19 protein-coding genes are annotated in these 20,676 nt (G+C 64.5%); 5 read left to right on the forward strand and 14 right to left on the reverse strand.

All coding sequences use genetic code 11. The features are described 5' to 3' along the window. Positions 1-3 precede the first annotated feature (3 nt). Positions 4-1,002 (reverse strand): 2-hydroxyacid dehydrogenase, encoded by a 999-nt coding sequence (locus DM806_RS25005; RefSeq protein WP_179045853.1) that lies wholly within the window; start codon positions 1,000-1,002, stop codon positions 4-6. 115 nt (positions 1,003-1,117) lie between these two features. Between DM806_RS25005 and DM806_RS25010 the strand changes: the two genes are divergently transcribed. Then, positions 1,118-1,615, forward strand: coding sequence for an SH3 domain-containing protein (locus tag DM806_RS25010; RefSeq protein WP_179045854.1), 498 nt, complete (start codon positions 1,118-1,120; stop codon positions 1,613-1,615). A 374-nt stretch (positions 1,616-1,989) separates the two neighbouring features. On the opposite strand, the gene DM806_RS25015 is transcribed toward DM806_RS25010, so the two are convergent. From DM806_RS25015 to DM806_RS25030, 4 genes are all read right to left on the reverse strand, one after another. After that, a complete protein-coding gene (locus DM806_RS25015) occupies positions 1,990-2,430 on the reverse strand; it encodes a hypothetical protein (RefSeq protein ID WP_179045855.1) in 441 nt (146 codons plus the stop codon). 301 nt (positions 2,431-2,731) lie between these two features. Further along, positions 2,732-4,015 carry an amidohydrolase family protein gene (locus DM806_RS25020; RefSeq protein ID WP_179045856.1) on the reverse strand — a complete coding sequence of 428 codons (1,284 nt, stop codon included), beginning with the start codon at positions 4,013-4,015 and terminating at the stop codon, positions 2,732-2,734. 119 nt (positions 4,016-4,134) lie between these two features. Further along, complete coding sequence (locus DM806_RS25025; RefSeq protein ID WP_179045857.1) at positions 4,135-5,529, reverse strand: amidohydrolase; 1,395 nt, start codon at positions 5,527-5,529, stop codon at positions 4,135-4,137. Then, positions 5,529-7,055: a peptide MFS transporter gene (locus tag DM806_RS25030; protein ID WP_179045858.1), complete on the reverse strand. Its 1,527-nt coding sequence runs from the start codon at positions 7,053-7,055 to the stop codon at positions 5,529-5,531. The genes DM806_RS25025 and DM806_RS25030 overlap by 1 nt, the downstream gene beginning before the upstream one ends. Positions 7,056-7,197: 142 nt before the next feature. On the opposite strand from DM806_RS25030, the gene DM806_RS25035 reads away from it, so the two are divergent. After that, entirely contained in the window at positions 7,198-7,776 is a 579-nt protein-coding gene (locus DM806_RS25035; protein WP_179045859.1) for a nitroreductase family protein, read from the forward strand. Between the two features lie 70 nt (positions 7,777-7,846). Next, entirely contained in the window at positions 7,847-8,191 is a 345-nt protein-coding gene (locus DM806_RS25040) for a GntR family transcriptional regulator (protein WP_179045860.1), read from the forward strand. Between the two features lie 102 nt (positions 8,192-8,293). Here DM806_RS25040 and DM806_RS25045 read toward each other — a convergent pair whose 3' ends face one another. The 8 genes from DM806_RS25045 to DM806_RS25075 form a co-directional block, all read right to left on the reverse strand. Then, positions 8,294-10,333, reverse strand: a complete 2,040-nt coding sequence (locus DM806_RS25045) for a tetratricopeptide repeat protein (protein WP_179045861.1) — start codon at positions 10,331-10,333, stop codon at positions 8,294-8,296. Positions 10,334-10,336: 3 nt separating this feature from the next. Further along, a complete protein-coding gene (prsR, locus tag DM806_RS25050) occupies positions 10,337-11,701 on the reverse strand; it encodes a PEP-CTERM-box response regulator transcription factor (RefSeq protein ID WP_179045862.1) in 1,365 nt (454 codons plus the stop codon). Beyond that, positions 11,701-13,755 carry an XrtA/PEP-CTERM system histidine kinase PrsK gene (gene prsK, locus DM806_RS25055; protein WP_179045863.1) on the reverse strand — a complete coding sequence of 685 codons (2,055 nt, stop codon included), beginning with the start codon at positions 13,753-13,755 and terminating at the stop codon, positions 11,701-11,703. Before prsK ends, prsR begins: the two co-directional genes overlap by 1 nt. A gap of 10 nt (positions 13,756-13,765) precedes the next feature. Further along, a complete protein-coding gene (locus tag DM806_RS25060) occupies positions 13,766-15,154 on the reverse strand; it encodes a TIGR03013 family XrtA/PEP-CTERM system glycosyltransferase (protein WP_179045864.1) in 1,389 nt (462 codons plus the stop codon). Between the two features lie 166 nt (positions 15,155-15,320). Next, positions 15,321-15,581 (reverse strand): hypothetical protein, encoded by a 261-nt coding sequence (locus DM806_RS25065; RefSeq protein ID WP_179045865.1) that lies wholly within the window; start codon positions 15,579-15,581, stop codon positions 15,321-15,323. A 53-nt stretch (positions 15,582-15,634) separates the two neighbouring features. Continuing rightward, positions 15,635-16,273 (reverse strand): sigma-70 family RNA polymerase sigma factor, encoded by a 639-nt coding sequence (locus tag DM806_RS25070; RefSeq protein WP_179045866.1) that lies wholly within the window; start codon positions 16,271-16,273, stop codon positions 15,635-15,637. Positions 16,274-16,392: 119 nt separating this feature from the next. After that, entirely contained in the window at positions 16,393-16,524 is a 132-nt protein-coding gene (locus DM806_RS27480; RefSeq protein ID WP_256869485.1) for a hypothetical protein, read from the reverse strand. Positions 16,525-16,599: 75 nt separating this feature from the next. After that, entirely contained in the window at positions 16,600-17,391 is a 792-nt protein-coding gene (locus DM806_RS25075) for a response regulator (RefSeq protein ID WP_179045892.1), read from the reverse strand. A 417-nt stretch (positions 17,392-17,808) separates the two neighbouring features. Between DM806_RS25075 and DM806_RS27485 the strand changes: the two genes are divergently transcribed. After that, positions 17,809-17,898: a NepR family anti-sigma factor gene (locus DM806_RS27485; RefSeq protein ID WP_372859762.1), complete on the forward strand. Its 90-nt coding sequence runs from the start codon at positions 17,809-17,811 to the stop codon at positions 17,896-17,898. Between the two features lie 88 nt (positions 17,899-17,986). Beyond that, positions 17,987-19,510 (forward strand): sensor histidine kinase, encoded by a 1,524-nt coding sequence (locus DM806_RS25085; protein ID WP_179045893.1) that lies wholly within the window; start codon positions 17,987-17,989, stop codon positions 19,508-19,510. Here the strand turns inward: DM806_RS25085 and tgt are convergent. Further along, positions 19,495-20,625, reverse strand: coding sequence for a tRNA guanosine(34) transglycosylase Tgt (gene tgt / locus DM806_RS25090; RefSeq protein ID WP_179045868.1), 1,131 nt, complete (start codon positions 20,623-20,625; stop codon positions 19,495-19,497). The two genes, DM806_RS25085 and tgt, sit on opposite strands and share 16 nt — an antisense overlap. Positions 20,626-20,676 lie beyond the last annotated feature (51 nt).

Raw genomic sequence — 20,676 nt, forward strand, 5'->3', positions numbered from 1 at the left:
GCGTCAGACCCAGCCTTCCAGCACCTGGTTGGGTGGACGATGTCCATCGACCCAGGTGCGGATGTTGGCGATCACCCGCGCCCCAGTTGCATCCCGCCCTTCGAACGTTGCCGAGCCCATGTGCGGCAACAGCGCGACATTGGCGAGCGACAGCAGGCGCGCATCGACTGCGGGTTCATGGGTATAGACGTCAAAGCCTGCGCCTGCGATCCGCCCTTCCTCCAGCGCCGTGATAAGTGCCTCCTCATCGGTCACTTCGGCGCGCGACGTGTTGATGATATAGGCGTCCGGGCGCATCAGCGCGATGCGACGCGCGTCGATCATCCCCCGGCTGTCGGCGTTGAGCGGGCAATGGATCGACAATATGTCGCTGCCGGCCAGCAGCGAATCCAGTTCGCCATGCCATTCCGCCTCCAGTTCCTGCTCCACCTCGAACGGCAGGCGGTGGCGGTTATGATAGGCGATCGACAGGCCGAACGCGCTGGCGCGGCGAGCGACGGCGCGACCGATACGGCCCATGCCGATAATGCCCAGCTTCTTGCCGCCGATGCGATGACCGAGCATGCCCGACGGACTCCAGCCGCGCCATTGCCCGGTACGGACCAGCTTTTCCCCTTCGGCCAGGCGCCGTGGCACCGACAGGATCAGCGCCATGGTCATGTCGGCGGTATCCTCGGTCAGGACGCCGGGCGTGTTGGTGACGATGACCCCCTTCTTCCGCGCGGCGGCCAGGTCGATATGATCGACCCCGCTGCCGAAGCTGGCGATCAGTTGCAACCGGTCGGCCGCGCCCTCGATCAGGGCGGCGTCGATCTGGTCGTTGATCGTGGGCACCAGCACATCGCACTGCGCCATCGCGCGGGCGAGTTCGGTACGGCTCATCGCCACGTCGCCGACATTGAAGCTGGCATCGAACAGTTCGGCCATGCGCGCCTCCACATTGGGCGGCAGGCGGCGCGTAACGATGACGCGCGGCTTGGCGGGGCGCGGTTTCTTGGCCATGGATAAGGCCGCTATTCCCCGGCGCGACATCGGTCAAGCGGATATGCGGGCCGGACATGCAGGAGTCCCCATCGAAGGACTGTCGCATAGCTGCGCAAATGGCTATGGGAGGATCATGCGTGACATGGGTGATGGGTCTGGGATGAAGCGTTTCTGGTTGGGTGCGGGCGTGGCTGTGGTGCTGGGCGCGGCGGGCGCAGCGCTGGCGGCCCCGGCCAAGCCCGTGCCCTATTGGGCGTCGCTCGCGCAGGACGAAGCGCGGATGCGGGTCGGGCCGAGCCTCGATTATCCCTCCAACTGGGTCTATCGCCGCCGCGACCTGCCGGTGAAGGTGGTGCAGGTGCTGGGCCTGTGGCGCAAGGTGGAGGATCCCGACGGCGCACAGGGATGGATGCACGTCCGCCTGCTGAGCGACACCGCGACCGCGATCGTGAAGGCGGAGGTAGCGCCGCTGCATCAATCCGCCAGCGAAAGCGCGCGCACCCTTTTCCGGGCGGAACGCGGCGTGGTCGGGCGGCTGGGCGACTGTTCGGGCGGCTGGTGCACCTTCGACGTCAAGGGACAGCGCGGCTATGTGAAGGCCGGCGATGTCTGGGGGGCGACCGGAAAATAGGATTTAGGGAATAGGATTAACTGGGTTTAACCTCACACATTTCCCGTAGATTTTGATATTTTCGTACCGGAATGGGAAATTTCGTTACGAAGCTGGCATTGAGCCGACGATGCGCAAGAGCTGCTTTTTCGATCTCCTTGTAGCAGTCAGATGGCATGTAGGACAGCGTTGGGTGGATGGCGGGAAAGTCTGTTTTATACTGTCATCTCCGCGGAGGCGGGGATCCATCTCCCAGCCTAGTGCTGGACGCAAGGTCAGGAGATGGGTTCCCGCCTTCGCGGGAATGACGAAAACGGGTGGGGAGCGGACTGACAGGTTTCGAGCAGTGTGCGATAGTTTGCGGACATGATTGCTCAGGGAAAGCGTGAGCCAAGTCAGTATCGTTTGAGTGATCCGAGCGCAGGCAGTACTATCCAAAGTCCAATAAATAACAAAGCAATGTATATCTGTTTGTCATATCCGCCAAATACGCCCCAACCGAGTAAGTAGTTTGCTCCAATTGTCAGGAACACTGCAAGCCATAACCCGGCCTTAATCCTCTGACGCGATGACGGTGGATTTGGATGCCAGTCAATATCTCGCAAGGTCGATAAATGGCTCCGCATCCATTCGCGCTTGAATGCAGCATATTTGCTATCGTTATCGCGGATGTCTTCGTCATCGGCCCAATGACTGAGTTCCTGCCATGCAGCTTTCTCCCGCTCATCGAGAGCTAGCGGGTCGGGTATCGCGATATCGAGTTCATGTGCAGTAACGTCGCCGCCATCAGCAACCCGCTCAAGCATCGCTATCAGATTTGGTCGCGCCGACGTCATGTTCGTATTATGCACCTGACAGAGGTGTCTGCAATCGGGGAAGCTGCAAATCTCCTTTTATGTCCGCCTCTGGTCGGCTTTAACCGTCATGCCAGCGAAAGCTGGCATCTCAGGCGGCGGCGCGAAACGGTCGAGCGTGGCGCTCGTCCAAGCCTGTCTCGCCAACGCCTGAGACCCCAGCCTTCGCTGGGGTGACGGAAACAAGGATGGCCGCTTTCGAGCGATATCGCAACGCGTCTAACGGTCCATTTCTGGTCGCCAGCGGACCCGCCCCGGGAAAAGGGGGCCCAGCCCCCTTCCTTCACCATTCGTAGGCCTTGGGCATCGCGCCTTCGGTTGGCGTGGCGTAGCGGTCGCGCAATTTTGTCTGGCGGTTTTCGATCGGTTGCTGGACGCCGTCGATCCACACCGCGACCGGGGCGGAGGTCATTTCCAGCGGGTCGCCGTCCCAGATGACCACGTCGCCCGCCTTGCCGGCCTTGAGCGACCCGATACGGTCGCCCAGCCCCATCGCCTCGGCTGGGGCGGAGGTAATGGTGCGGAGCGCCTGACCCCAGCTGAGGCCGGTCGCGCCCGGCACTTTATTCAGCGCAACCATATTGCCCGCCTGCTGAGTCGCGAGGCGCAGTTGCAGCCCCTCGTCACGGTCCATCAGGCCCATGGAAACAGCGACGCCCGCCTTCACCATGCGGCCGACATTGCTCTGGGTCGCGGCCAGCTTCTCGAAGCTGGAGGGCAGGTCGTCGAGACCACCGGCGATCACCGGCACCTTGGCGGCGGCGATCTGGGTCGCGACCATCCAGCCTTCGGCCGCGCCGGCGAGGATCAGCTTGAGCGCTGGAAAATCCTGCCGCAAGGCGAGCACGGACAATATGTCGCGGGCGCTTTCGGCGTGGATCATCAGCGGCATGACGCCGGTGACGACCGGAACCAGCGCTTCGGCATCGACGCGGTTGAGCAGCGCATCCTTCGACCGGCCATCATAGCTGGCGGGCGCCTTCGCGAATTCCTGTGCTTCGCGCAGCATCATCTTGAAGGTCAGGATCGCGGCGGCGCGGCTGCCGCCTGCATCCTCAGCGCCGGATTCGCCCATTTCGACATATTGGAAGGCCCGCGCCTTGGTGATCGGGTTCAGGTCAGCGCCCAGGTCGACCACTGCGCCCTGCCCGGCGAAGATGCCGACGCCGGTTGCAGGCACCACAACCGCGCGGGTGATACCGGCGGTGCGGCTGACCGCGATCGGGTTGGCCAGCGGATTGATCGCGGGCGCGACGTCGATCGCCGCCGAGAAGGGCGAGCGGGCGCTTGTGTCGTTGGTCTGCCTGACCCCCGGCACCTCGACCAGGCCGACGCGCGAATAGCCCGAGACGAGACCGGGCGTCACCCATTTGCCGCTGGCGTCGATGGTCTTCGCCCCGGCGGGAACGGCAACGCCCGCGCCGGCCGCAACGATCTTACCACCCGTGATGACGACGGTGCCGTTCCGGATCGGCTCGGAGCCATCACCGATGGCCAAGGTCGCGCCGGTGATGGCGATGGATTGGGCGAAGGCGGGAGCGGCGGCCGTCAACGACAAGGCTGCCATCACTATCGCCGTCCGGTTCGAGCAGCTTCGAGCGAAGCCGATAACCGCGTGTCGAGAACTCGATCCAGCACCGGTTCTCGGCAAGCTCGAACCGAACGGAGTTATTTTGGCCAAACGGCTCATTTCACGTCTCCCGCGCCGATCTGGCCCAGTTCGAAATCGGTCACAGGCCGCAGCTTCGGATTGGCGCTGTCATACATCAGCGCCCCGTCGATCCAGACCTTTTCCGGCCTTGTATAGGTGCTGAAGGGGTTGCCGTTCCATAGCACGACGTCGGCCATCTTGCCGACCTTGAGGCTGCCGGTCTGCTCCGCGATGCCCATGGCGCGCGCGGGATTGATGGCGAGCCAGGTCCAGGCGACCTCGTCGGGAATGTCGATCCCCATGCGGCGGCCCGCGCCCAATGCCTTGGCCGCTTCCTGATTCAGGCGTTGGATGCCATTTTCATCGTCCGAGTGGACGATGGCGCAGGCGCCCGCCCGATGCACCAGCGGCACATTTTCCTTGATGCCGTCATAGGCTTCCATCTTGAAGCCGTACCAGTCGCCCCACATGGCCGAACAAATGTTGTTCTCGCGCAGCAGGTCGGCGATCTTGTAGCTTTCGACGGCATGGTGGAAGGCGGTGATCCTGTAGCCGAACTCCTTCGACATATCGATCACATTGGCCATCTCGTCCGCGCGATAGCAGTGATTATGGACGAGAATCTTGCCCTCCAGCACATCCGCCAGCGTTTCCATGCCCAGGTCGCGGGTCTGGTCCTTACCGGCGGCGCGCTTCTTCTGATATTCGCGCGCCTTGATCCAGGTCTGGCGGTCGACCGCCATATTGCCCATCCGGGTCGACGGCTCACGCCCCTTGGCGCCATAGACGCGCTTGGGGTTTTCGCCACACGCCATTTTCAGGCCATAGGGCGCGCCGGGGAATTTCATCCCCTGCTGGGTGCGGGCAGGGACGTTCTTGACCGTCACGCTGCGCCCGCCGAAGAGGTTGCCCGAGCCGGGCAGGATCTGGAGCGTGGTGACGCCGCCATTGGCCAGCGCGCGGCCGAAGCCGGGATCCTGCGGCCAGATGCTATGTTCGGCCCAGACATGGGGCGTCACCGGCGAGGTCATCTCATTGCCGTCGGACAGCGCATCGACGCCGGGCGAGGCATAGACGCCCAGATGACTGTGAATGTCGATGACGCCCGGCGTCAGATATTTGCCGGTGCCGTCGAACAGCGCGACATCGGCCGGGATCGGCGTATCGGGGCCACCGATCGCGACCACCTTGCCTTCCGACAGGAAGACGACGCCATTGTCGATGCGGCCGCCTTCGCCGTCGAAGATGGTCGCGCCGCGGATCACGGTCGGGCGGCCGGGATAGGCTTTGTAGGTGGACGGATAGGGATTTTCAGGCTCAGTCGAAGACCCCTGCGACGCAGGCGTTTCCTTGTCCTTCTTCGCCGCCTGCGCGCCGGCGGTTCCCGCCAGCAACGCCGCGATCAGCAGCCATTTGCCGCTTTTGGTCATCAATGTTCATCCCTGTTCGAGGATATGGTGTCGAGATGCATCATGCGTTTCACATAAGGCGAGACGAGCAGCACCAGACCGCCCACCACGATCGAGAACCAGCCGATTTGCGTATAGACGTCAAGTACTTGGGTGACATTGCCCGCTTCACCGCTGCCGGTGGTCCTGGCGATTAGGCCGGCGATGAAATTGCCCGCCGCCATGGCGAGGAACCAGGTGCCCATGACGAGCCCGACCATCGACGATACCGACAGCCGCGTCATGGCCGACAGGCCCACCGGCGAGAAGCAGAGTTCCGCCATGGTGTGGAACAGGTAGATGAGGAAGACGAAGAGGATGGGCGTCAGATTCTCGCCCGCCATCGCCGCGCCAGCGACCAGCACGAGAAAGCCTGCACCGCAAAGGATCAGGCCGATGCCGAACTTGGCCGGCGAGGACGGCTCCAGCCGGCGCTTGTCGAGGAAGGTCCAGAGCACAGCGAACAGCGGCGCGAACAGGATGATGAAGACCGAATTGACCGACTGGAATAGCGAGGCGGGGACGTCCCAGCCGAGGATGTTGCGGTCGACATTGCGGTCGGTGAAGATGTTGAGCGACGATCCTGTCTGTTCGAACAGCCCCCAGAAGAGCGGGTTCAGCGCGATCAGGAAGAGCGCGGCGAACATGCGGTCGCGGTCGACCTTGCCCAGCGTGCCGAGCGTGCGCCAGAGGATGTAGATGACCGTCAGGGCCGAGAAGCCGAGCAGCGCATAGCCCAGCAGTTCGGCATAGCGGATCACCAGCCAGATGGCGACGACGCCCAGCGCCGCGCCGAGATAGATGGTCCATTCCTGGGTCAGACCGGCGGCAGTAGTCTGGCGCAGTTGCTGCGGCGCGGGCGGTTCGCCCTTGCCGAGCAGCCATGGCTTCAGCCACACGAACATGACAAGGCCGAGCAGCATGCCCACGCCCGCCGCGCCGAAGCCCCAGCTCCAGCCCCACAATTCGCCTAGCAGGCCGCAGACGATCGGGCCGAGCATCCCGCCCATGTTGATGCCCATGTAGAAGATGGAGAAGGCCGGATCGCGGCGATGGTCGTCGCGGTCGTAGAGTTCGCCCACCAGCACGGAGATATTGGCCTTGAGGAAGCCGGTGCCGACGATGATCGAGGCGAGCGCCAGATAGAAGCCGTTGAGAAAGACGGGATCCTGCCCCCCCGGCCCTTCGGTCACGGCGATCAGGAAATGGCCGATGGCGATGAACACGCCGCCGACCAGCACCGCCTTGCGCGGTCCCAGGAATCGGTCGGACAGATAGCCGCCGATGACCGGCGTGATGTAGACCAGCGAGGTATAGGCGCCGTAGAGAAGATAGGCCTTGTCCTCGCCGAAGAGGAAATGCTTGGTGAGATAGAAGATCAGGATGGCGCGCATCCCGTAATAGGAAAAACGCTCCCACATTTCCGCGAAGAAGAGCAGATAAAGCCCACGCGGATGGCCAAGCCAGGTCTTGCCTGACTCGGCAGTCGTCATGTCCGAAGTCGCCATTCGGGACCCTTTGCATATTCTTGTGTCCGGCCCGCCATGGCGGCGGCCGCTTATGGCGTCAGCCTAGAGCCTATGGGTTCATCCTGTCAAAAGGGCGCTCCGCCCTTGCGTTAGAGCGAAGCGCGCGCCATCTGTCTGCGCGATGTTCAACGACCTCTCCTCTCCGCTCGCCCTGCTTCAGACCCGCCGTTCCGGCAAGCCCCGCGATCTGGTTGCGCCCGGCCCCGACGGTGCGCAACTGCGGCAGATATTGGAGGTGGCGCTGCGCACTCCCGACCATGGCAAGCTGGCGCCGTGGCGGTTCGTGATCGTGCCGCTGGAAAAGCGCGCCGCGCTGGCGGAGCTGCTGGAAACGGCCTATCGCACCGAAAAGCCCGACGCCGGACGGCTGGAGATCGAGGCGATGCACCAGTTCGCGCATCAGGCGCCGACCTTGGTGGTGGCGCTGTCCGCCCCGGTCGCGGGCAGCAAGATCCCGGCCTGGGAACAAGAGCTTTCGGCGGGCGCAGCGATCATGAACCTGCTGCACGCCACCCATGCACTGGGCTTTGCCGGCGGCTGGCTGACGGGATGGCCGACCTATAATGAGGATGTGCGCGGCGCCTTCGGGCGCGAAGGGGAAGCGATCGCCGGCTTCGTCTTCATCGGGACTCCGGGCAAGCCGCAGGAAGAGCGGCCGCGGCCAGATTATGACACCATTGTCTCCACATGGGACAGATAATTACACAAATATAACAAAAGCTGTAATGTCGTAGCTTGCCCCCGTCGCTGTATTATGGCACTGATGCACCATGGCCGACGAATCCAAGCCCGTCTATCTCCGCCTGCGCGAGATCATTGCCGCCTCCATTCTGGATGGGGAATATCGTGATGGCGACGTGTTGCCATCTGTGCGCGCCTTCGCTGCCGCGCAAGGCGCCAATCCGCTGACGGTGGCCAAGGCCTATCAGAGTTTTCAGGATGACGGGCTGGTCGTGGTGAAGCGCGGCGTCGGCATGTTCGTCGCCGACGGCGCGACCCGCCGCCTGCGCAGCGCCGAACGTGAGCGCTTTATGGAAACGGTGTGGCCACCGGTCGCGGCCCAGATCAGGCGCCTGGGACTGCGGATCGATGAACTGGATCTGGCGAAGGTCTGAGGTCAATCCACCAAATACAAGGACCCGTTCGCTTCGAGCGTGTCGAGAAGCGGTAAGGATGCGCTATCCGTTTCTCGACTTCGCTCGAAACGAACGGATGTTTTACAATGCGGCCAATGCCTCAAGCGCTTCCTGACGTCCGGTAAATCCGGGCACTGCCGCCGCGCGGTTCAGCGCCAGTTTCGCCTCCCCTTTCCGTCCTGCCGCCGCGTAAGCCTGCCCCAGATGCATCTGGAGCGCGGGCGCGCCGGGGGCCAGCGCGACGGCCTTTTCCAGCAGGTCGATGGCGGCCGGTCCTTTCTCGCCGGTGCGCAGCAAGACCCAGCCGAGCATGTCGGCGGTCATAGGATTGCCCGGCATCAGCCGATAGCCATGGGTGGCGTAGGCGCGTGCGGCAGCGCCGTCACCGCTTTCCAGCGCCGCGCGGGCGAGGTCGGCCATCAGCACGGCGTCATTGCCGCCAATCCGCACGCGGACCGCGCCCAGCATCCGCAGCGCGCCGCGCCAGTCCTGCGCCTGCATGGCGATGCCCGCGGCAAGGCGCTGCGCCTCCACATCATTGGGGTTCTGCGTCAGGAACAGCCGGACGACCTGCGCGGCGCGGGCGGGATTGCCGGCTCGGCCCCATGCGGCGGCCAGACGCAGCGCGGCGTCGCGATCGAAGCGGATATTCGCGGCGGCTTCATAGGCGCGCGCGGCCTCCTGCGACTGACCGGCCGCCCCAAATGTGTCGCCGAGGATCAGCCAGGCGGCGGGCGCGCCGGGATTGGCGCGGCTGAGCAGGCGCGCGCGGGCGAGCGCGTCCACAGTGCGACCGGTGCTGAGCAGGGCGCGGATATAGGGAATATTGTCATTCGCTGTGGCGGGATTGGCGGGCGGTGGGCCGCTGGCCAGCGCGGCGTCGCGCGGGCTGGCGAAGGGATCGGCGGCAGCGCGCACCGGCCAGTCGGCTCTGGCCAGCATGTCGCCAGCCATGGCGCGATTGCCCCTCGCCTCCTGCGCGCGGGCGGCGAGCGTCAGCACATAAGGATCGGCGTCGCGCTGGGCGACCATGGGGGCAAGCGTGGACGCGGCGGAGGCAAAGTCGCCGTTCAGATAATAGGCCCGGCCAAGCAGGGTGCGGGCAGTCCGGTTGTCAGGCTGGGCGGCGACCAGCGGGCCGAGCGCCTCGGTCGCCAGAACGGCATTTCCATCCTCCAGATGCAGCACGCCGCGCAGCAGCCGCGTCGCCGGTTCATGATCCAGCCGGCCATGGGTACGGTCCAGCAGGGCGCGGGCCAGATCGGCCCTACCCTCCCGCGCCGCCATCACCGCCTGCATCATCCATGCGCGCGGGTTGGACGGGTCGAGCGCGAGGATACGGCGCGAGAGGCTGAGCGCCTTGCTCGCCTGCCCCGCATCGGCGAGGGTCGCAGCATATTGCTCCAGCGCGGGCACGGAATCCGGGTTGGCCTCAAGCGCGCGATCGAACCAGGGCAAGGCGGCGGTCAGGCCATATTGGGCGCGGGTCAGTTCGCCGCGCAGGGCCAGCGCCTTCGCATTGGCGGGCGCGAGCGCCATGGCCCGGTCGGCTGCCTGGATCGCGCCGCCCTGATCGCCCGTCGCAAGGCGGAAACGGCCAAGGTCGATCCAATTTTCGGCGTCATCGGGCGCAAGCGTCAGGGCGCGCTCCAGCGCAAGACGCGCGCGGCCTGTATCGCCATGCGCCAGTGAAGCGCGCGCAACCACGCGGGCCGCCGCGACGATCGACGCCTGCGGGATGTCCGGCGCCTGCGCTTCCCGCAACGCGCCGTCAAGGTCGCCCTGCAACAGCAGCGCCTGCGCCATCACGGCACGGCCTTGCGCGGCGGACCAGCCTAGCGAACGGGCGCGCTCCACCGCAGCCTGCGCACCGGCGCCATCACCCAGTTCAGCAAGCGCGCGGGCCTGCGCGGCATGGGCCTGCACCGATCGGCCATTGCCCAGAATCGCGTTCATCAGTTCGACCCGCGCACTGCGGGCGTCACCCGCGTCCAGCGCCGCAAGGCCACGGGCAAGCGCGGCACTGCCGTCGCGCTCATGCGCGCGCCATTGCCACAGGCCAGCACCGCCCAGCATCAGGGCGGCCGCCCCGGCAAGCAGGAAGAGACGGGACCGGCGCATCGATCAGTTCTGGATCTGATATTGTTTGAGCAGATCGTATAGCGTCGGCCGGCTGATCCCCAATATCTTGGCCGCGCCGGAGATATTGCCGTCGGTGCGGGCGATAGCGCGGCGGATGGCGCGGCGGTCTGCCATTTCGCGCGCCGCCTTCAGGTTTACGACATCGGCCCCTTCCAACCGGTCATCGTCCAGATCAAGGTCGGCGGCGGTGATGAGCTTGCCGTCGGCCATGATGATGGCCCGCTTCATGCGATTTTCCAGTTCGCGGACATTGCCGGGCCAGGGCCAGGCATCGAGCGCGGCGAGCGCATCGGGGGCCAGCCCCTTGACCTGCGGGTTCATGTCGCGGGCGAAGCGGGTGAGGAAATGGCGCGCCAGCAGCGCCGGGTCGCCGGATCGGTCCTTGAGCGCCGGAATGCGCACGACGATTTCGGCGAGGCGGTAATAGAGATCCTCACGGAAGGTACCCGCCGCGATCATCTCCTCCAGATTCTGGTGGGTGGCGCAGACGATGCGGGTGTCGACGGCGATCGGCTGACGCCCGCCGATCCGCTCGATCACCCGTTCCTGCAGGAAGCGGAGCAGCTTCACCTGAAGTGGCAGCGGAATATCGCCGACTTCGTCCAGGAAGAGCGTGCCGCCCTGCGCCTGTTCGATCTTGCCGGGCGTGGTCTTGATCGCGCCGGTGAAGGCACCCTTTTCATGCCCGAACAGTTCTGATTCCAGCAAGGTTTCGGGAATGGCGGCGCAGTTGATCGCGACGAAAGCCTGTGTGCGGCGGGGGCTGGCATCGTGCAGCCCCTGCGCCAGCAATTCCTTGCCGGTGCCGCTCGCGCCCAGCAGCAGGACCGAGACATCGGCGTTGGCGACCCGCTCGATCGTGCGGGCGACCTTCATCATTTCCGGCGCGCCGGTGATGAGGCGGCCCAGTACCCGGCCATCCTCCGGCGCGACTTCGGCGAGACGGGCATTTTCCCGCTCCAGCGCATGGACGTGGAAGGCACGGCGAACGATGAGACCGAGTTCGTCGATATCGACCGGCTTCTGGTAAAAGTCGTAAGCGCCGCCCGCGATCGCATCCAGCGCGCTTTCGCGCGCGCCATGGCCGGACGCGACGATCACCTTGGTATCTGGCTTGATCTTGAGCATGTCGGCCAGCGTGGCGAAACCCTCGCTGGTGCCATCGGGATCGGGCGGCAGGCCGAGGTCCAGTGTCACCACGTCGGGGGTTTCCGACCGCAGCATCTCGATCGCTTCCTGCCGGTCGCCGGCGATGAAGAGCTGATAATCCTCATAGGCCCAGCGCAATTGCCGCTGAAGACCCGGATCATCCTCCACGATCAGCAATTTGGGGCGGGTGTCGCTCATCAGGCGGCCTTCTCTGTATCTATACGGGGCGCCAGCGGCAGGCGCAGGGTGAAACGACTGCCAAGCCCAGGCTGGCTTTCGACCTCGATCCGTCCGCCCATCGCTTCAGCCAGGCTGCGCGCCTCGAACGCGCCGAGACCGAAGCCCCCCGCCTTGCTGGAGGAGAAAGGCTTGAACAGGTCGCGGCGGACATATTCGGCGCTCATGCCGGTGCCCTTGTCGATGATCTCGACAATGGCGGCGCGGTCGTCGGTGGACAGGCGCAGTTCGACCGGGCTGTCGGGGGGGCTGGCGTCGATGGCATTCTGCATCAGGTGAGTCACGATCTGCTCGACGCGCGCCGGATCGGCAACCGCCATCGGCGCTGCGCCGGTGACATGGACGGGATGCTGGCGCACGCGGGTCCGGGCAACCTGATCGAGCAGGTCGCGCAGCACCATCGGGCGCGGCTCTTCCCGCCGGCCCTTGTTATGCTGGGACAGGCGGGCGAGCATGTCGTTCATCTTGCCGACCGATTCCCGGAGCGTCAGCACCATGTCGGCGCGAAATTCGGGATTGTCTGCATGACGCTCTGCATTGCGCGACAAGAGAGAGAGCTGGCTCACCAAATTCTTGATGTCGTGGGCAATGAAGGCGAAGCGGCGATTGAACTCGTCGAAGCGCTGCGCATCGTCCAGCGCCTGCTGGCCCTGCGCCTCGCTGATATAGGTCGCGGCCTGCCGCCCCGCGGCGCGCAGCATGTCGAAATCCTCCCAGTCGAGCCGCCGGTCGATCGGCGGGCGGGCGAGCAGGATCGCGCCGATCAGGCGGCGATAATGGATCAGCGGGGCGAGCGCCCAGGCCCGGCCGTCCTGCGTCACCCAATCGGGCAAGGCGGGGGCATGGTTGGCGAGGTCGAGCACCCAGCCGCTCTCCTCCAGCCGGGCGACCAGATCGGGCGAGAGCGTCGCCGCCTCGGGCAAATCGCCGGTCCAGTTCCAGTGCGTCTCGAACGCCAGACCGCCCTGTTCGTTGCGCAGCAGCAGCATGGCGGCGGGAGAATCGGTGATGTCGGCCACCGCCTTCGCGACGCGCTGGCTGAGCGGCGCGGGGTCCTCGCCAGGACGCGCGATGGTTTCGCCAAAGCGCATCCATTCGGTGCGATAATCATAGCGATGCTGGAAGAAATGCTTGGCGACCTGCACTTTCCAGAGCGCGCGCATCTGCGGCGAAGGCAGCAGGACAAGCGCGGTGACGGCAGTAAAGAAGACCGCGCCGATCTCCACCAGCCGGGCATAGGGGCCGGCGATCAACTCGATCAGCACCGCCGCCGCCGTGATGACGACGACATAGAGCGCGACGGCGAAGATGGAGAGCGACTGGACGGTCAGCGTGCGCGACAGCTGCAACCGCCCGGCCATGTCCTTGCGCATGCCGACGGCGATGACCGGCGCCAGCAGGGCCATGAGCAGACCCCGCAGCGCATAAAGCTCGCTCACCTGGTCAGGCGCGAAATAGCGGATGGCATAGAGGTTGAGATCATAGGTCCACATCGCCGCCAGTGCGCCGAACAGCAGGGCCACCCTGCCCCGCTCGCGCGAGGGCCAGGCGGTGTAAAGCTGGTGAACCAGCAGCAGGCTGCCGATCGCGGTCATCATCCGCAGGATCAGCGAGCCGGTGACAAGCGCATGATGGAGATCGCTGTCGACCGGCAATTGCCGCCAGGTCAGGTCGGTGAAGGTCTGGAGCAGAAGAAGTCCCGCCACCGCAGCATAGACCGCCGCGACCGCGCCGATCGGTCCGGTGCGGCCGACCGGGCCGCGCCGCAGCATGACGAACATGGCAAGTAGCCAGGCGGCGTTGCGGATGCTCTCGCCCACGCCCGACAGCGGCTTCGACACACCGCCGAAGGAGACATAGAGCGCCCAGCAGGAGGTGAGCAGCAGCGCGCCGGCCAGCATGCGCAGTTCGATCGCCTCTTCGCGCCGGCGCAACAGGAAGATGCCGAGCGCCGCGAACAACACGGCCGCGAGCGCATGGCCCCAATCGCCTATGAATTGCAGGAGGACACCCACGCCCCGCTCCTCAGCGCGCGCCGTCGGGCCAGAGGATGACCCGCACGGTCTGGAGGAGGATCAGCAGATCGAGGAAAGGCGTATAGTTCTTCGCGTAATAGAGATCATATTCCAGCTTGTGCCGGGCATCCTCGATCGACGCGCCATAGGGATAGTTGATCTGCGCCCAGCCGGTGATGCCGGGCTTCACCATATGGCGTTCGGCATAATAACGCAGATGCTGCTCCAGATCCTCGACGAACTGGCGGCGTTCGGGGCGCGGTCCGACGAAGCTCATCTCGCCCTTCAGCACCGTCCAAGTCTGCGGCAGTTCATCAATGCGCAGCTTGCGCAGCCAATAGCCCAGACGCGTGATGCGCGGATCGTCCTTTTCCGCCCAGACCGCTTGCCCGGCGACTTCGGCATCCTGCCGCATGGTCCGCAACTTCACGATCCAGAATTCCTGGCCGTAGAGGCCGACGCGTTGCTGGCGGTAGAAGGCGCCACCTTTGCTGTCGAGCTTCACCAGGATGGCGGCGAGCAGGATGATCGGCCCCGTCAGGGCGAGCAGGATCAGGCTGGCGATGATGTCGAACAGCCGCTTGGCGATGCTGGACAGGCGCCGACCGGCGGAAAATCCGTCGGAGAAGATCAGCCAGCTGGGATTGACGCTGGCGAGGTCGACGCGGCCCGTCTCCCGCTCCAGGAAACTGGACAGATCGTTTACATGGACGCCGGTCGTCTTGATGCGCAGCAGGTCGGACATGGGGATGGCGTTGCGCCGCTCCTCCAGGGCGAGCACCACTTCGCTGGCGTTCAGACGGACGACGAAGTCCGAAAGATTGTAGACGGCGTTGCGGTTGATCGCTTCCTCGACCACCTGCGCACCATCGTTCATCGCGATATAGCCGACAACGAGGAAGCCCGAACCGCGCTTGCGTTCAAGCTCACGGATACGGTCGGCGCGGCTGCCTGCGCCCAGCACCACCAGGCGGCGCTTGAAGGCCTCGCCGCCCAGCATGGAGCCGAGCAGCAGACGAATGAGCAGCAACAGCGAAACCGACAAGCCCATGGCGTAAAGCGAGTTGGACCGCCAAAGCGTCATGCCGGGCAGCAGAAAATAAAGGACCGACAGGAAGATCACGCCCAGCGACACGGCGACCAGCAGCCGCGCGACGGCGAAACGGATCGACTGGAGGGATTCGGGGCCATAGACGCCCACGGCGATCATCGCGGTCTGAATCGCGATGGCGAAGCTGAACAGCGGCCCGGTACGGGTGACGACATGTTCGACCGCCATGCCGATCTGGTGTGCGCGCAGGATCCAGCCCGCTTCCGCCGCAGCAATCAGCAGCATGAAATCGAGCAGCCCCAGCAGCAACACCGCGTGCGGCACATAATGTTTGAACAGCCTGATCATTCGTCGCGCTTTTTTCCCGCTGCCGTCCGACCGCAAATTTACGGTAGTGCCGGACAGCGCCTTACAAGGGACTGTAAGGAAATCCGACGCGAGGCATCCTGTCGGAAAATGACGAAGAAATTCTGAATCGCACATCAAGCCCATTGAAAAGGGCGCGATTCACCGATCAGTCATGATTGCGCAATGCGTCCGCCGCGTTCTTCGCTGCGTCCCCCACGACGGCCGCCGCGTCATCGACGGCCCCGGCCGCCTCGGTCAGCTTGTCCGCCCGCCGGTCTTCCCGGCGCTCATTGGTCAGATAGAAGAAGGCGATCGCAAGGATCAGCGCCAGCGCGACTAGCGCGAACACCACGCTGCTGCCACGAGAGCGCATCGGCTGGTCGTCGCCTTCCGGCGGCTCATGCGGGGCAAGGGGATCTTCGTTCATGTCGCTTCTCTCCTCCCTGGGACTGCGAAGCGCGATGCCGAAGCGTTCCGGTATCAGTCCTCGTCGTCCGAACGGCTTTCGACACCGCGACTCAGGCGATCGACATCCTCCATGATCTCGTCCAGCACGGCCGTATCGGTCGTCACCTGGCTGCGGCGCGAGGGGAGATCGCCATTCTCCAATATCTGTTCCAGCGCAGCACGGCCACGCGCGACGCGGCTCTTGATCGTACCGACGGCCACGCCACAAATCTCCGCCGCTTCTTCATAGGCGAAACCGCCCGCGCCGACCAGAATCAATGCTTCGCGCTGCGGCTGAGGCAATTGCAGCAGGGCGCGCTGCATGTCGCTGAGTTCGACATGCTTGTCTTGGCCGGCCGGCGCCGCGAGGATGCGATCGGCGGTCAGATCGTCCCAGTCGCCGCGAAAGCGCGAGCGCCGCATCTGCGAGAGATAATGGTTGCGAAGGATGATGAAGGTCCAGGCCCGCATATTGGTGCCCGCCTGGAAACGCGCTCGCGCCGCCCACGCCTTCAGCAGGGTTTCTTGCACCAGGTCGTCCGCGACATCGCGGTTCCCGGACAGTGAACGACCAAATGCGCGCAGATGAGGGATGACAGCCGCCAGTTCGCGCTTGAAATCCGTATCCGACAGCGCGGCTCGTTCTTCCGCTCCGCCAACGTCTTCATTCATGGGAACAACCCCCGTGCTGGCTGTCGCCCTCGTCGCATGAACCGACGTCGTCAAAGCCATAAGTGCGCCTGTATCCTAAACCGTTTATCGTCAAAACCTAGTGCCCTGTTTCTGCCCTGTCATTTCCAGAGCAGGAACAGCATCGCGATGACCGCCAAAGCGAGCGAAATGCCAAGGACATATCGCACGACATGTTCCGTAGAGCCTGCCCGCGCCTTGTCGGTGGCGATGTGCTGTTCATGGTCAACCATGGCACGTCTCCCGATCGTTACGGTTCATTAACGCCACCGCCGACCGGGAGTTCCGTCCCTTTCGCAAAAGGTCGATCAGGCAGGCGCCGTCGCCTCATCGAAGAAGAGCGCCTGAGAAATCGCCGCCTTCACAGTCGAGCGCTGGAACGGTTTGGTGATGAGGAAGGTCGGCTCCGGCCGTTCGCCGGTCAGCAGGCGTTCCGGGAAGGCGGTGATGAAGATCACCGGTACCGAAATCTCGGCCAGAATGTCCTTCACCGCGTCGATCCCGCTCGAATCATCGGCAAGCTGGATGTCGGCGAGAACCAGCCCCGGTCGTTCCGCCATGGCTTCGCGCACCGCATCCTCGCGCGTGACGGCGATGGCGGTGACTTCATGGCCGAGGTCGCGGACGATGGTTTCGATGTCCATCGCGATGATCGGTTCATCCTCGATGATCAGAACCTTGGCACGGGTCTGCGCCTCGATCTCGGTCAGGGCTTCCTCGACCAGCCCTTCGACGTCGGCGCTGTCCAGGCTGATGAGATAGGCGACGTCGTCGATGGTGAAGCCTTCCAGCGCGGTCAGCAGCAGCGCCTGACGCGGCAACGGGGTCAGGCGGCCAAGCCGTGCCTGGGCAATCGCCTCCCGCCCGTCGCCGGCAGTCAGCGGCACATCGTCGAGATGCGAGGATGACCAGATGGCATGGAATGTCTTGTACAGGCCAAGGCGCGGATCGACTTCGGACGGAAATTCCTCCGGCGCCGCGACGATCGCCTCCAACGTCGCGCGGACATAGGCGTCGCCATGCGCCTGGCTACCCGTCAGCGCGCGCGCATAGCGCCGCAGAAACGGAAGATGGGGGTGGAGTTTCTGTCCAAGCGACATCGTCAAATCTTCTCCCTGCCCGATACCAGGCCAACAACCTCCGGCCCACGGACGGAGGAAAGGAAAGGATGGAATGTCCATGCCACGATGGCAACCCCCGCCCCCTACTTCCCGCCCCAAGGCCGGCGGCGTCAAAAAAACGCCTCGCACATCGGAACCATCGAAGCGCAAAATTGTTTCGCAGCCATATGGTTTTTTCGACGATATCGTGAATTTCGTGGCCATTGTGCGGGACGATGAATTGACGTTCCGCTCGATTCCCGCGAATACGGGCAGGCCGGCGTGATTAAGATTGCTTCAAAGGGGCAGATTTTGGTTTCTTCAACAACGGAACGACGGTCAGCGGGAGGTAGCGGGAAAGGCGCGAAATCGTCTTCGCGCAAGGGCCGCAACGCCAGCGCCAAGGAAGAAGGCCATGTGTCCCAGGTATTGCGCACCGTCTACCAGCGCGCGGTGGACGAGGATATTCCCGCCGAAATGCTGGACCTTCTGAGCAAGCTGGATTGACGTCATCATGACCGGGGGCAGCCTTCCTCCGGCGGCCCGGTCGCTGACGGAACCGCTTTCCCACTTCTTCCGCTCCACCGGCGTCAAGATGTTCCTCATCCTGACGCTCGCGCTCCTGCCGCTTGGCCTGATCGCCTTGATCGCATCACTGCAAGCGATCCGCACGGCCGATCTGGAAAAGGAAGCGCTGCTGCGCGTGGCCGTCACGCAAAGCGCGCGCAAGCTGACCGCCGACCTGCAATCCGATCGCACGGCGATCCAGCTTACCATCAACAGCCTGAACACGGCCGACACTCATATCTGCGATCGGCTGGACCTGTTCCTGTCGTCCAACGACGCCGAAGGCGGGCTTTACTATATCTATGACCGGGCGGGACGCCGGGTCTGCGGATCGCGCCGGACCGAACCGGAAGGGCTGGACCCGCGCGAGCGCTTTACCGGGCCGCCGGCCCAGATATTGACGGACATCCCCTATCTGCTGACCCGGATCAAGAGCCGCGACGACCGGTTGGTAGGCCTAGTCTATTATTCGCGGCTGCATCTGGAAAGCGTCGCCGATCCTGCGACAGCCCTGCAAAACCGACAGTTGAGCCTGCGACAGGGCGACAGCAAGCTGGTTATTAGCCGCCCCGGCACGGCGCTGGGTGACGGTCATAGCAGCAGCCTGTCCGCGCGGATCGACCCGCCCGACGTCGTGCTGACGATGACCGTGCGCGATCCGCCCGCGACGCTGGCGCGCACTCTCTCCCTCTTCCTGCCGCTGGTGATGTGGTTCGCTGCGGCCGCAATCGGCTGGTTCGTGGTCAACCGCCTGCTGATCCGGCCATTGGTGCTGCTGCGGCGCGCCGTCGCCAACTATCATCCGGGGGAAGTGCTGGAACCGATGCGCCGCGTGCGCACGCCCGCACAGGAGATCGTAGCATTGGGCGAGACGTTTCGGGAGATCAGCGAGGATGTCGCCACCCATGAGGCGGAAATGGCCGAGGGTCTGGACACCCAGCGCAAGCTGACCCGCGAGGTGCATCACCGGGTCAAGAACAATCTCCAGATCATCGCCAGCCTGATCAACCTCCACGCCCGTTCCGCCCATGATCCCGAAGCGGTCGAAGCCTATGCCTCGATCCAGCGGCGCGTCGACGCCCTTTCCGTGGTCCACCGCAATCATTTCGCCGAACTGGAGGAAAATCGCGGCGTCGGCGTGCGTCCGCTGGTCAGCGAACTGTCCGCCAGCCTGCGCGGCACGGCGCCCGCAGAGGCACGCCGCTTCGGCATCCAGATCGACAGCGACGACCTGCATATCAGCCAGGATGTGGCGGTACCCGTCGCCTTCCTGGTCACGGAACTGGTGGAACTGGCGATGCGGCTCGCTCCGCAGGGGAGGATGCAGATTTCGGTGCAGTTGCAACCCGATGCACCGGATCGCGCACTGCTGGATATCCGCTCGGCCGGGTTACGCGAATCCGAAGCGATGACCGACCTGCTGGACGATCGTTATCGTCGCGTTCTGACCGGCCTGTCGCGGCAGATGCGCGCGCCGCTCGACCATGATGGCGAGGCGGGATCGTTCGCCATCGCCATCGCCATCATCCCCGAAGATCACACCCGGCGATAGTCCCGGCGGAAATCGGCGGCGAAGCTGGCCAGCTTGCCGGCCGCGATGCTGTCGCGCAGGCCCTGCATCAGTTCCTGGTAGAAATGGATGTTGTGCTGGGTCATCAGCATCGCCCCCAGCATTTCGCCCGCTTTCACCAGATGATGAAGATAGGCGCGGCTCCAGGTGGCGCAGACCGGGCAACCGCAACGCGGATCGAGCGGCCCCTGATCCTCGTTGAACTTGGCATTGCGGATGTTGAGCGGGCCGGCCCAGGTGAAGGCCTGTCCATTGCGGCCCGAACGGGTCGGCAGCACGCAATCGAACATGTCGATGCCGCGCTCGACCGCACCGACGATATCGTCAGGCTTGCCGACGCCCATCAGATAGCGCGGCCTGTCCTGCGGCAGCATGTCGGGCGCGAAGTCGAGAGTGGCGAACATCGCCTCCTGCCCCTCGCCCACCGCCAGCCCGCCCACGGCATAGCCGTCGAAGCCGATCTCGATCAGCTTTTCCGCCGAGATCCGGCGCAGCCCTTCGTTTAGCGAACCCTGCTGGATGCCGAACAGGGCAGCGCGTTCCGCATGTTCGCCGCCGGCATCGAATCCGTCGCGCGAGCGCCTGGCCCAGCGCATGGAACGCTCCATCGATTTGGCCGCCTCGTCATGGGTGCAGCCATTCTTGGTGCATTCGTCGAAGGCCATCACGATGTCGCTGTCGAGCAGGCGCTGGATTTCCATCGAGCGCTCCGGGGTCAGCATATGCTTCGACCCATCGATATGGCTGGAGAAGGCGACCCCCTCTTCGCTCATCTTCGTGAGGGCGGACAGGCTCATCACCTGATAGCCGCCGCTGTCGGTCAGGATCGGGCGGTCCCACCCCATGAAACCATGCAGCCCGCCCAGCCGCGCCATGCGCTCGGCGCCGGGTCGCAGCATGAGATGATAGGTATTGCCCAGGATGATGTCGGCGCCGGTCGCGCGCACTTCGGCCGGGCGCATCGCCTTGACGGTGGCGGCGGTGCCCACGGGCATGAAGGCGGGCGTGCGTATTTCGCCACGGCGCATCTGGATCGCGCCGGTGCGCGCCTTGCCGTCGGTGGCACTGATCGAGAAGGAAAAACGAGGCTTGGTCATGTCGGCGCTCTAAGGGCGAACAGCCCCGCGCACAAGGATGGCCAGGCGGAC

Source organism: Sphingobium lactosutens (assembly GCF_013393185.1).
GTDB lineage: Bacteria > Pseudomonadota > Alphaproteobacteria > Sphingomonadales > Sphingomonadaceae > Sphingobium > Sphingobium lactosutens_A.

Coding starts and splice junctions, on each gene's coding strand:
- DM806_RS25005 (WP_179045853.1), bottom strand. CDS start 1,002: ATGGCCAAGAAACCGCGCCCCGCCAAGCCGCGCGTCATCGTTACGCGC.
- DM806_RS25010 (WP_179045854.1), top strand. CDS start 1,118: ATGCGTGACATGGGTGATGGGTCTGGGATGAAGCGTTTCTGGTTGGGT.
- DM806_RS25015 (WP_179045855.1), bottom strand. CDS start 2,430: ATGACGTCGGCGCGACCAAATCTGATAGCGATGCTTGAGCGGGTTGCT.
- DM806_RS25020 (WP_179045856.1), bottom strand. CDS start 4,015: ATGGCAGCCTTGTCGTTGACGGCCGCCGCTCCCGCCTTCGCCCAATCC.
- DM806_RS25025 (WP_179045857.1), bottom strand. CDS start 5,529: ATGACCAAAAGCGGCAAATGGCTGCTGATCGCGGCGTTGCTGGCGGGA.
- DM806_RS25030 (WP_179045858.1), bottom strand. CDS start 7,055: ATGGCGACTTCGGACATGACGACTGCCGAGTCAGGCAAGACCTGGCTT.
- DM806_RS25035 (WP_179045859.1), top strand. CDS start 7,198: ATGTTCAACGACCTCTCCTCTCCGCTCGCCCTGCTTCAGACCCGCCGT.
- DM806_RS25040 (WP_179045860.1), top strand. CDS start 7,847: ATGGCCGACGAATCCAAGCCCGTCTATCTCCGCCTGCGCGAGATCATT.
- DM806_RS25045 (WP_179045861.1), bottom strand. CDS start 10,333: ATGCGCCGGTCCCGTCTCTTCCTGCTTGCCGGGGCGGCCGCCCTGATG.
- prsR (WP_179045862.1), bottom strand. CDS start 11,701: ATGAGCGACACCCGCCCCAAATTGCTGATCGTGGAGGATGATCCGGGT.
- DM806_RS25060 (WP_179045864.1), bottom strand. CDS start 15,154: ATGATCAGGCTGTTCAAACATTATGTGCCGCACGCGGTGTTGCTGCTG.
- DM806_RS25065 (WP_179045865.1), bottom strand. CDS start 15,581: ATGAACGAAGATCCCCTTGCCCCGCATGAGCCGCCGGAAGGCGACGAC.
- DM806_RS25070 (WP_179045866.1), bottom strand. CDS start 16,273: ATGAATGAAGACGTTGGCGGAGCGGAAGAACGAGCCGCGCTGTCGGAT.
- DM806_RS27480 (WP_256869485.1), bottom strand. CDS start 16,524: ATGGTTGACCATGAACAGCACATCGCCACCGACAAGGCGCGGGCAGGC.
- DM806_RS25075 (WP_179045892.1), bottom strand. CDS start 17,391: ATGTCGCTTGGACAGAAACTCCACCCCCATCTTCCGTTTCTGCGGCGC.
- DM806_RS25085 (WP_179045893.1), top strand. CDS start 17,987: ATGTTCCTCATCCTGACGCTCGCGCTCCTGCCGCTTGGCCTGATCGCC.
- tgt (WP_179045868.1), bottom strand. CDS start 20,625: ATGACCAAGCCTCGTTTTTCCTTCTCGATCAGTGCCACCGACGGCAAG.